General features: G+C 63.4%; 4 protein-coding genes. 1 reads left to right on the top strand and 3 read right to left on the bottom strand.

Annotated elements, in window-relative coordinates; genetic code table 11:
- Window positions 1-162: 162 nt before the first annotated feature.
- From AC07OO_RS14075 to AC07OO_RS14065, 3 genes are all read right to left on the bottom strand, one after another.
- A complete protein-coding gene (locus AC07OO_RS14075; protein ID WP_495082718.1) occupies window positions 163-2,310 on the bottom strand; it encodes a hypothetical protein in 2,148 nt (715 codons plus the stop codon).
- Between the two features lie 224 nt (window positions 2,311-2,534).
- Complete coding sequence (locus AC07OO_RS14070; protein WP_495082717.1) at window positions 2,535-7,265, bottom strand: response regulator; 4,731 nt, start codon at window positions 7,263-7,265, stop codon at window positions 2,535-2,537.
- A gap of 189 nt (window positions 7,266-7,454) precedes the next feature.
- Complete coding sequence (locus AC07OO_RS14065) at window positions 7,455-9,026, bottom strand: trypsin-like peptidase domain-containing protein (RefSeq protein ID WP_495082716.1); 1,572 nt, start codon at window positions 9,024-9,026, stop codon at window positions 7,455-7,457.
- Between the two features lie 85 nt (window positions 9,027-9,111).
- Between AC07OO_RS14065 and AC07OO_RS14060 the strand changes: the two genes are divergently transcribed.
- A complete protein-coding gene (locus AC07OO_RS14060) occupies window positions 9,112-11,928 on the top strand; it encodes a M16 family metallopeptidase (protein ID WP_495082715.1) in 2,817 nt (938 codons plus the stop codon).

Genomic DNA, 11,928 nt, shown 5'->3' with positions numbered 1-11,928 from the left:
TAAAAAAACATGCCACCCTTTTGGGCAAGCTGGCCAGGTCGCGGAGTATGCGTCCTGGCCCCTAGGCGCAGCAGGGTTTGCTCCTGCACAACTCCACCCCTTCCGCAGCCTTGTCAACATAGGGCCTGTGGAATCTGGTGGAACTGTGCAACGGAGCAGGTTTTAGTAGCTCTTGACCGCGTTGTACACCGTGGTGGCCGCGTGGGAAACCGCGTTGGCTGCGGTCCTCGCCGCGTCGGCTGCTCTCTGAGCCGCCAGTTCGGCTTGGTGTTTGACTTCAGCAGCGGCAGCCGCCGCTCTTTGGGCGGCCAGTTCGGCCTGGTGCTTGATTTCGGCGGCAGCAGCCGCGGCCTTTTGTGCGGCCAGCTCGGCTTGGTGCTTCGCTTCTGCTGCTGCCCTCTGTGCCGCGAGTTCGGCTTGGTGTTTCACTTCAGCCGCTGCGGCTGCGGCCTTCTGTGCAGCGAGTTCGGCTTGGTGCTTCACTTCAGCTGCCGCTGCCGCAGCCTTGATTTCGGCCTGGTGTTTCACTTCGGCAGCGATAGCAGCCGCCTTCTTGGCGGCTTCTTCTGCAGCGTGCTTGATTTCGGCTGCCTTGGCGGCCGCCTCGGCAGCGGCCTTTTGCGCGGCAACTTCAGCCTGGTGCTTCAACTCGGCGGCGGCAGCGGCGGCCTTCTTGGCGGCTTCTTCCGCAGCATGCTTCACTTCGGCTGCGTGCTTGGCCACTTCGGCGGCTGCCTTTTGTGCAGCCAGTTCGGCTTGGTGCTTCAGTTCGGCGGTGGCCGCAGCTGCCTTTTGTGCAGCGACTTCGGCTTGGTGCTTCACTTCTGCGGCGGCGGCGGCCGCCTTCTTGGCGGCTTCTTCCGCAGCATGCTTCACTTCTTCGGCATGCTTGGCGACTTCGGCAGCGGCGGCCTTCGCGGCAACCTCGGCGGCATGCTTCACTTCTGCAGCGTGCTTGGCCACTTCTGCTGCTGCCGCCTTGGCGGCCGCTTCTGCCTGGTGGGCTGCTTGTTCAGCGGCCGCCTTGACAGCTGCTTCCGCCTGATGGGCGGCATCGGTGACGCCATGGGCGACCGTGTTGGCGGCGTTGGTCGCGCCGTGTGCTACCTGGTTGGCCGCATCGGTCGCTCCATGGGCCACCTGGTTCGCGGCATCGGTGGCCCCATGGGCTACCTGGTTGGCCACATCGGTCGCTCCATGGGCTACTTGATTGGCGACCATGACGGTTCCGTCGGCCACATGCTGGCCCACGTATTCCGCACCTTGCACAATAGGCTTGGTGTTGATGGTCACATCGCCGCCCAACTCCAGGCCGCTGATGCCGATAGCGCCCATGACGTTGACGCCAATGGTCAGGTTGCCATCTTTCATGGTGGCATCGACGTGGGCGCCTGCGCCCACCGAGCCCGGTGTGATGTAACCCACCGTGGCGCCGCCGCTGATGTTGTGGTCACCCGAGTGGACGCTGGTCTTGACTTCGACAAAGTCGCCGGCCACGGCTTCGGCCTCGCCCTTGACGCCATCCACGCCCACGCCACCATGGGCGCCAGCCTCGGCCTTCAAGCCGGCTTCCACCGAGCTATGGGAGTCGACAAAGGTCGTGCCACCCACATTGCTGTGGGTGCTGATGGATGCGGATTCTGTGATGCTGGCACTGGCTTCGGCGTCGGCCTTGACGCCGGAAATGCCCACAGATACGCCAGCGCTGGCATCCGCCTTGGCGTCGACGGCGACCGTAGCCGTGACCGTCGTGTTGCCGGACTGGACGGTCACGGTTGCGCCGTCGTGGGCATGAGCGCCCACGGAAACGGTGGCCGATGCGCCGGTGGGGCCGACATGGGCGTCAGCCTCCGCTTTGGCGCCTGCATTGACTTCCGTGGTGAGCGTGACGCCACCGCCAAAATTGGTGGTCTGTGTCACGCCGGCATCGGCGTGGGCGCCCGCACTGGCGCCTGCGCCTGCGGGGCCGACATAGGTGCCGGCCTCGGCTCCCGCACCCGCGGTAGCGGTCTGCGTGACCGATACGCCATGGCCCAGGTTGGCTGTTTGCGTGACACTGGTTTCGGCCCCCACGCTGGTGGTATTGGTATGGGCGCCTGCTTGTGAAGCGGCAGTGCCGATTTGGGAGTCGGGGCCGATCAGGCCGTTAATGGCCTGCAAGGCATCGTCGGCCTTTTTGGTGTTGGTTGCAGGGGTTGCTGTGGGCGTGCCGGCGCCGCCGACTACACCGGACAACAGATCGTCATCGACGCCGGTTTCCGAGCCAAGTTTGCTTTGTTCACGTTGGGGAGCGAAGTTTGACTTTTTCATGATGACGCCTTTGGTGGGATGAGTGGGAAATGCAGACGAAATTCAGTGCATGACCTATACCCAAAGTTACCCAAAGGCCCAAGTCATAACCGGCCAAAGAATAGCACTTTCAAAGAAAATCACAATGACTTCCCTAACATATTTGTTTGCGAAGTTCTGTGCGCTTTCTGACAAAACCACAGGGTTTAGTGTGTGAAATCGTAACAGGGCGTTATAAGTCCTGATTAGGCATTGGCGGACGCACCATTGAGTGCTTCGATCAGCCTTTCACATTGCGCAGCGGCCTCTGCGAAGTCGAAGTCCCGCACGGCCTGCTCCAGCTCGGCGAACCCCTTGGCAGCAGATTTGGGACTGGCCGTTTGCACCCGCGCATGCACCTCCAGCGCCCGCATGTCCGAGTCGGCCAGCAGGGCACGCAACTCATCCAGATCGGCCAGCAGTTCGGCCCGGTTTTGCGCCTCTTGCACACCCCGTTGCTCCGATGCACCATAGTGTTGCACCAGCGGTCCCATGGTACGTTGGGTATCGGCCACCGCTTGTGTAAAGCGTGTGTAAAGATCGGTCCAGGGTGGCGTGGCACCCGCGCGTTTGACCTCGGTTTCGGCTGCCCTTGCCACCGCAGACAGGTGGATAGCCCCTACCGTGGCCGATACCCCCTTGAGCGTGTGCAGCAATTGGGCCGCACCAGCGGTGTCGTTTCCTTGCAGCAGTTGCTCCAGTTGGGCGGACTGCTCGGGCAGGCCCTGCAGAAAGGACTGCAGAATCGTCGCGTACAGCGCCGTGTTGCCGGCCAGGCGTGCGATGGCCGCCTCGGTATCCATGCGATCGGGCGGCGGGATTTCCAGCGGGGCTGCGGCGCCTGGATCGGCCTGGGCGTTGGCGTCCGTGCGGGGCAGGCGCACCGTGTTGGCACCGGGCCTGCCGCGCCGTGTGTGCATGAGCAACACTTCTACCAGATGGGCCAGGTCAAAGGGTTTGCCGATATGGTCGTTCATGCCGGATCGCAGGCAGGCCTCCCGATCGGAAGCCATGGCATTGGCCGTCATTGCGATGATGGGCAGCTTGGCCAACCCCAGCGTTTGGCGGATCTGTTGGGTGGCTACATAGCCGTCCATGACCGGCATTTGTATGTCCATCAACACCGCATGGAAAGGGGGCTCGGCCGCGGCGACGGCATCCACGCCGAGCTGTCCATTGGCGGCAATCGTGACCTGCGCCCCTTCGTCGCTCAGCAGTTCACGGGCGACTTGCTGGTTGATCAAATTGTCTTCCACCACCAGCACCCGCATGCCCTCCAGGCGGCCCACGCGTTCGGAGCGCGTGCGCGGCCGGGTGCGCAGATTGCTGACCCCTGCGCGCGCATCCACAATGGTGTCCAGCAGCATGGAGGCGGTGATCGGTTTGATCAGAAAGGCATTCAGGCAGGCCTGCTCCTCAGGGCTGCGCTGGGTCAGCATGTCGCGCCCATGGGCCGTCACCATCACGGTGATGGGGCTGATCGCCTGGGCGCCAAGCGTGCGCATCTGGGCGATGGTTTCCCAGCCATCCAGGCCCGGCATCAGCCAGTCGACAAACACGGCGTCGTAGGGCGAGCGCAGGGCCAGGGCTCGCGCCTGCAGCAAGGCCAGCGCCTGCTCGCCACTGTGGGTCACGTCCGCGCGCCAACCCCAGGATTGGGCCATGGCCGCCAGCAGATCGGCAGCCACCGGGTTGTCGTCCACCACCAGCACATGCATGGGGCCTTCCACCGTCTGTTGCGGTGGTCGCGGGTCGCCCGGCACATCGTCGGCAATGGCCAGGCCAATGCTGAAGTGGAAGCAACTGCCCTGGTCCAGCACACTGTCGATTTCCAGCGCGCCGCCCATCAGCGCCACCAGGCGTTTGCAGATGGACAGGCCCAGGCCCGTGCCACCGAAGCGGCGCGTTGTCGAGGCCTCGGCCTGCGAAAAGCCATCGAAGATATGGGTCAGGTTTTCGGGTGCGATGCCAATGCCGGTGTCGCGCACGGCGATGCGCAGCCGCGTGTGCCCCGGCGTCTGCTCCAGCACCCTGAACTGCACCACCACCTCGCCGCGGTTCGTGAACTTGATGGCATTGCCCCCCAGGTTGATCAGCACCTGTTGCAGGCGCATGGCATCGCCCACCATGACCGCCGGCAAACAGGGGTCCACGTCAAACAAGACCTCGACCGGCTTCTGGCCCACATTGGCCGACAGGATGACCGACAGGTCGCGCAGCAAGCGGTCCATGCGAAACGGCTGTGGGTCCAGCGCCATCTTGCCGGCCTCGATCTTGGAGAAGTCCAGCACGTCGTTGAGCAGACCGAGCAGGGACTTGGCCGCCCCCTCCGCCTTGGCCGCGTAGTCCAGTTGCCGCGTGGACAACTCCGTGTTGTGCAAGAGCTTGAGCATGCCCAGGATGGCATTCATCGGTGTGCGGATCTCGTGGCTCATATTGGCCACGAACTGGCTCTTGGAGCGCGAGGCCTCCTGCGCGGCTTCGGTAGCGCGGGTCAGCTCGGTGATGTCGGAGTAGGTGGTGACGAATCCGCCATCGGGCATTGGCGCGCCCCGCACTTCCAGTGTGCGGCCGTCCCCGCGCTGGCGCTGGAAGCGGTGGGCCTGGGCCAGACGGGCGCGGTCGACAATGTCCTTGACGATGGAGTCCTGGTCACCGGCGCCGTATTCGCCGCGCATGGCGTTGAAGCGGATGATGGACTCAAACGACGTGACCTCGCCGGAAAACAGCGAATCGGGAAAGTCCAGCAGCGTGCGAAACAGCGGGTTGTCCACGACCAGGTTCAGCTTGCTGTCCATGACGCTCAGGCCCACCGGGATGTTTTCCAGGATGTTCTTCATCAGCACGTTCTTTTGCCGGATTTCGTCTTCCAGCTTGTGGCGCTGCGTGATGTCCTGAAAAATCCCCACCAGCCGTATGCGCTTGCCGTCGCGGTACTCGGCCTCTGCGGCGCAACGCACCCAGATGCGCCGCGCCATCGCAGTGACCAGGGGTAGTTCCAGATCCCAGGGCTTGCCGGTCTTCTTGGCGTTGTCGATGGCGGTCTGGATCTCGGCGCGGGCTTCGGGGGCAAAAAAGGCGATGGACTCCTCCAGCGAGGGGGCATATCCGTTGGCCACGTCGTGGATGTGGCAGGTTTGGGCCGACCATTCGATCGTGCCCCTGACCAGGTCATATTGCCAGCGGCCTATGCCGGCAATGCGGCCGGCGCGGGCCAGAAAAGCCGCGCTGTCCCGCAGGCTGGCGGCCTGCTCCTCGCGCTCGATCTCGGCCCGCTTGGTTTCGGTGATGTCCAGCGTGATGCCGTACATCCACTCCGGCTTGCCATCGGGGGTGCGGGTGCCCAGGCGTCCGCGGGTCAGTTGCCAGCCCCACTGTCCATTCTTGTGGCGCACCCGGCCTTCAAACTCATAGGTGTCGCGCTGTCCGGCCAGATGCTCTTCCAGATTGCGGCCGGCGGTCGCCAGATCGTCCGGGTGCACGGCGTCGCGCCAGACGCGGTTGGGGTCGGGCTCCACCTCTTCCAGTGTGTAGCCCATCAACTCGGCCCAACGCGCGTTGACGCGGGCCTGGTCGGTCTGGTGGTTCCATTCCCAGGTGCCAGCGCGTATGCCGGTGATGATGTTGTCCAGGCGTTGGCGTTCCACATCCAGCACCTGCTGCGCCCGCTTGTTCGCGGTGATGTCGGAGCGGATGGAGATGTACTTCTCAATACCCTTGTCGCCGAAGTAGGGCGCAATCACGGTGTCCACCCAGTACAGCGAGCCGTCCTTGGCGCGGTTGCACACTTCGCCACGCCAGACATGGCCACTGGAGACGGTCTTCCACACCGCGGCCCAGAAGCTTGGGGGCTGGGTGCCGGAATTGAGGATGCGGTGGTTCTGCCCTATCAATTCGGCATGGCTGTAGCCGCTGATCCGGCTGAACATCTCATTGGCATAGGTGATGGTGCCGGCCGGGTCGGTCATGGACACGATGGAGTAGACATTGACTGCCGCCATCAATGTCTGTGACTCTCGCAGGGATTCCAGGCGCGCGGCCTGAGCCTGGCGGCGCTCGCCGTCCATGCGGGCCAGGCTGGCCTGGGTCTGCGCCAGCAAGCCCAGCACACTTCCCTCTCTGCCGTCTGGTACCTCGATGGGGGCGGAAAAATCCCCCTGGCCGATCTGCGTGATGTGGGCATGGACCTTGTCCAGCGGGCCGCCCAGCGCGGCCCGGAAGGCCCAGCGCGTACGGGCCAGCATGGCCAACAGCAACAGCCCGTTGATGACCAGGGCATACCGCAAGTGGCGGGAGTCGGTCTCATCCTCCTTCACGGCCTGGCGGGTGCGCTCCTCCACCATGGTGTAGAACTGGCCAATGGGCTCTATCAGCTGCGCCTTGGCGCTGTGGTAGTTGTCATCGAAGACCATGGTCAGGGCCCTGGCGCGGTTGGCGGAAGCTTGTGGCCCGGGTTCGTCCAGCAGGGCCATGGCCGCCAACTCGGTGTGCGTCAAAGCGTCCGACTGGGTCTTGGCCTTGGCCAGTTTGTCAAACTCTTCCTCTGTCACGCCGGTTGCGCGTATCAGCTCCAGCAGGCTGATCGCCGGGCCATAGTCGGGGCCTGCGCGCCGGCTATTGGCCAGCAATTGGTCCCAGGCCATGTTGCGGTAATCCGCAGGCCGGGGCAGTTGGCCATCGCGGATGGCCAGAATATTCTGGTAGTGCTTCTTGTAGCGCACCTCGCCGGTGGCAATGAAGGAGCGGGCCATGCGGGTCAGCTCGTCGGATGACAGGCGCAACTCGTCGGCCAGGCGGATGGATTGGAAGCGCAGCGCGTTGGTCCGGTCTACCCGCTCTTCCAACACGGTGTAGGCGAAGAACATGCCGGCCATGGCGACCACCATGCTCACGGTGAGCCAGACGTTGCGGGAGAACGGAGACCGTTTGTGGAGCATCAACGCAGCCGATCCGAGCTTTGTATGGAGGGGTGCGTTGCATTCTACGCACAAGACCTGCAGGCCTGCTCAGACGAGCTTCACGCCGGTGCGAACGGGCGCCAGCCGCAGCGTGGACTGCGAGCTGCTATCAATAATCTAGCGAACTGTGCTTGTTTGACGAGGGCTGGCGGCCAAATTAACAAATGCTCAGTTGCACTGGACTTGCACCGTGGACTTCTGCGCCATGGAAGAAATGTCGACCAGGCTCATAGGCTTTCCGGTGCTGGTATTGACGGCATAGTCCACCGAGTGGGCGTCCAGGAAGCTCGACAGCGTGGGCAGGTTGATGCCGAAGTTGATGTTTTGCGCGGGGATGGGGCCGTTGCTGGGGATGGTGGCGCGCACAATGCCCACCAGCATGCCGTTGTGGTCGAAGATCGGTCCGCCGCTGGAGCCCGGTTGCACGGCCGCCGACATCTGGAACCCCGAGGTGTCGTCGCTGACACCGCTGAGGGCGTTCACAATGCCCGTGGTCACGACCGCCCCTGACGACAGGATGCCTGGCAGCGGGTAGCCCACCACCACCAGCTCATCGCCCTTGCGCAGGCCCTTGCCGGAGCGGAATTTCATGGCCGCCAGGCTGGCGCCTTCCACGCGCAGCAGCGCCAGGTCATTGCGGCTGTCCTTGGCCACCAGCTTGGCTTCCAGGCCCTGGGGCTGGATGCGGATCTTCTGGCAACCACGCACCACATGCTCGTTGGTCACGATGTCGCCCCCGCGGCTAACGACGACACCGCTGCCGTAGACATCTTTGCGGGTTGCAGCGGCGCTGCTGGCCTTGGCGGCCAATTCGGCGGCAATGGTCTGGCCGGCGACGGTTTTGGACTGCTTGGTGGCTTCTTCCAATTCAGCCGTGCTCAGCAGTTTCTGGGTGCGCTCCTTGCCTTCGTTGGCCGTCTTCATATCGTCCGCATAGGCGTTGCTGGGTACGGCGGCATACCAGGCATAGGCCAGGGTGGGCGATTTGGCGACACCGCCACGGCCGAATTCGTAGACGCTGGCCATCCAGTTGTAGCTGGGCAGGTAGCCCGCCGCCACCGCGCGCCGGAACCAGCGCAGGGCTTCGGCACCGTCGGCACTGACACCGCGGCCCAGCGCGTACATGCGGCCGGCGGCCTCCAGCGCATAGGAGTAGCCCTTTTCGCCGCCCTTCTTGTACCAATCCAATGCGACCAACTTGTCCATGGTCAGGCCACCCTTGCCCTCTTCATAGTAGGAGCCCAGCCAGCCCATGGCGACGGCGTTGTCCTGTGCCGCCGCGGCCTGGAACCAGGTGAGCGCGATGGCCTCGTCCTTGGCGAAGCCGAACCGGCCGGCCGAGATCCAGGCGCCCAGGTTGGCCTGGGCGGGGGCGTAGCGCTGCTCGGCCGCCTGTTTGACCAGGGACGTGCCCTTGGCCTCGTCCTTGGCGACCAGGTTGCCTGTCAGGTACATATTGCCCAGGTTGTAGGTGGCGCGCACGGTACCGGCCTCGTGGGCCTTGAGCATGTAGTCGCGGGCTTTGAGTTCGTCGCGGCTGCCGCCTTGGCCGCGCATCAGCATTTCGGCCATCAGTGTCATCGCCTCGGCGTCGCCTTGTTCGGCGGGTTCGGCCAGCTCCTTGCGGGCATCGGCGTAGCGCTGTTTGGTGTGGGCTTCCACACCCTCGGGCACGCCGGCGTGCACCGAAGTGCACAGTGCGGCAAGGCAGGCTAGCAGTACAGGGGTCAGTCGCGGCATGGTTCTCTCGGGAAACTGGGGGCAAATATACCCGGTGTTTACGGGCTGCTGCTAAGCTCAACCTCTTGCTATTGTTGAGAAATACATGACACGACCCCCCTTATTTCGAAACCTGTGCGCAGCCGGCGTCCTGCTGGCCAGTGCATGGGCTGCCCAGGCCGCACTCACGCTGACCGATCCCGTGCCCGTGGGGCCTCAGGTAACGGTCGGCCAGTTGGCCAACGGCCTGACCTATTACATCCAGAAAAACAGCCGTCCCGAGAAGCGCCTGGAACTGCGCCTGGTCGTCAAGGCCGGTTCCATCCTGGAGGATGAGGACCAACTGGGCCTGGCCCATGTGACCGAGCACATGGCCTTCAACGGCTCCACGCACTTCAAGAAGCACGAACTGGTCTCGTACCTGCAGTCCATTGGACTCAAGTTTGGCCCTGACCTGAATGCCTACACCAGCTTCAACGAGACGGTCTATATCCTGCCCATCCCCACCGGGAACCCCGAGAACATCGAAAAGGGCTTTCTGGTGCTGGAAGACTGGGCCCACGGCGTGGCCTTCAATGACCCTGATACCGACCTAGAGCGCTCCATCGTGTTGGAAGAGTTGCGCATAGGCCGTGGCGCCCAGGAACGCATGAACAAACAGGTGCTGCCCAAGATATTCAGTGGTTCGCTGTACGCCAAGCGCCTGCCCATCGGTACCGAAGACAGCATCAAACACTTCAAGCACGATGCCATCAAGCGCTTCTACAAAGACTGGTACCGCCCCAATCTGATGGCCGTGGTGGTGGTGGGCGACATCGAACCCCAGGCTGCGAAGGCCTTGGTGGAATCCCACTTCGGCAAACTCCAGAATCCCGCCAACGAGCGGCCGCGCCTCTACCCCAAGTTGTCGGCGCGCAGTGACTCCGAAGCCCTGGTGGTGACCGACAAGGAAGCCACCAACAATGTGATGATGATCCGCTACCCGGTGCAGCCCCAGCGTGACGAGATCACGTTTGCCGATTACCGCGAGGCCCTGGTCGAACGGCTGTTTGGCGCCATGCTGGGCCAGCGCATGCAGGAGTTGACCCAGCAGGCCACGCCGCCCTTTGTGGGGGGGGGCAGTGGCATGGGCCGTCTGGTGCCGGGTTACCGGTCCTTCAACTCCAGTGCGCTGCTGGGCCGGATGGGGGCTGAACCCGCGGTGCAGGCCCTGATTCAGGAGAACGAGCGTGCCCGCCGATACGGCTTCTCGGCCGCCGAGCTGGAGCGCAGCAAAAAGAGCCTGCTGCGCAACCTGGAGCAGGGCTTTGCCGAGCGCGAGAAGACCGATTCGGCCCGCTACGCCGCCGAGTACTTGCGCAGCTTCCTGGAGGGTGAGCGCATACCCGGTATCGAAAACGAGCTGGCCTATGGCCGTGAGTTGCTGCCCACCATCAGCCTAGCCGATGTCAACGCCTATGCCAAGGCCGCCATTCCCGACAAGGCCAGCAAGCTCGTGGTCTACACCGGCACGGACAAAGCCGACAGCAACATCCCCACAGAAACCCAATTGCTGGCCAGCGTCACCAAGGCCGAGCAGAGCGTGGTCAGTGCCCGTAGCGAGAAGGCCGTGGCCAGCAGCTTGATGGCCCATCCACCCAAGGGGGGCAGCGTGGTCGCCGAGCGGCAGAACGCCGCGCTGGGAACCACCGAGTGGGATTTGTCCAACGGCATCAAAGTCATCCTCAAACCCACCGACTTCAAGAACGACGAGATCACACTGGGTGCCAACCGTTTTGGCGGACAGTCGCTGTATGGCCAGGCGGATATGTTCAATGCGGGGTATGCCAGTTCGGTGGCGTCCGCAATGGGTGTCAGCGAGTTCTCCCCCACTGATCTGCAAAAGATGCTGGCTGGCAAGGTGCTGTCGGTGAACGCGGGCCTGGGTACGTATAACGAGTATGTCAGCGCGTCATCCAGCAGGGAGGACCTGGAGACCACCTTGCAGCTGTTGAGTCTGAAGTTCGGCGCCACGCGGCGAGATGAGGACCTGTACCAGTCCTTTGTGACCCGCTCGCAAGACTCTGCCCGCAACGCCATTGCGCGGCCTGAGTCGGTGTTTTCGGATGCGGTGCAGACGACCTTGTACAACGCCCATCCCCGTGTCTGGCTCACGCCCCGGCCGGCCAACTTTGACAACTTGAATCTGGAACGCATGCGCAGCATCTATGGCGAGCGCTTTGCCAGCGCCAAGGGCATGGTTTTTGTGCTCGTGGGCAGCTTCAAGCCGGAGGACATCAAGCCCCTGGTGGCCCGCTACCTGGGCAGTCTGCCCACACCGGACATCCCGGCCCAGTTTGCGGACCTGGGTATACGCCCGGTGACCGGAGTCGTGAAGAAAGAGGTGCGCATCGGCAGCGAGGCCAAGAGCCAGGTGTCCATCAGCTTCGGCGGGCCTGCGGTTTATTCCGAGGATGAGCAGTTGCGCGTGAGTGCTTTGATCGATGTGTTGAACATCAAGATCATCGACGAACTGCGCGAAAAGCTCACGCTGATTTATGGCGGCAGCCTGCGCGGCAGCTTGATGCGCACGCCCTATGGCCATTACCAATTGAACTTGACCCTGCCCTGTGCGCCGGAAAATGTGGACAAGGTGGTTGTCGCGGCCTTTGGCGAGATCCAGAAGATTCAGGACGCCGGTGCCGATCCGCAGGACTGGGCCAAGGTCAAACAAAACTGGTTGATCGCCCACCGCAAGAATCTGCGCGAGAACAGCTACTGGTCGGGGCAGCTGCAAACTGCGGCCTTGTATGGCACCGACCCCGCCATCCTGTTGGACTTTGAGAAGCGCGTGGCCGCCATCACGCCGCAAGAGCTACAGGCCACCGCCAAGCGCTACCTGCCGCGTGACAACTACGTGCAGGTGGTGCAGTACCCCGAGTAA

The sequence above is a fragment of the Rhodoferax sp. GW821-FHT07G04 genome, from assembly GCF_059418585.1.
Note: the sequence above shows the minus strand (reverse complement) of the source record. Positions and strands in the feature narration are given on the sequence as shown.

Coding starts and splice junctions, on each gene's coding strand:
- AC07OO_RS14075 (WP_495082718.1), bottom strand. CDS start 2,310: ATGAAAAAGTCAAACTTCGCTCCCCAACGTGAACAAAGCAAACTTGGC.
- AC07OO_RS14070 (WP_495082717.1), bottom strand. CDS start 7,265: ATGCTCCACAAACGGTCTCCGTTCTCCCGCAACGTCTGGCTCACCGTG.
- AC07OO_RS14065 (WP_495082716.1), bottom strand. CDS start 9,026: ATGCCGCGACTGACCCCTGTACTGCTAGCCTGCCTTGCCGCACTGTGC.
- AC07OO_RS14060 (WP_495082715.1), top strand. CDS start 9,112: ATGACACGACCCCCCTTATTTCGAAACCTGTGCGCAGCCGGCGTCCTG.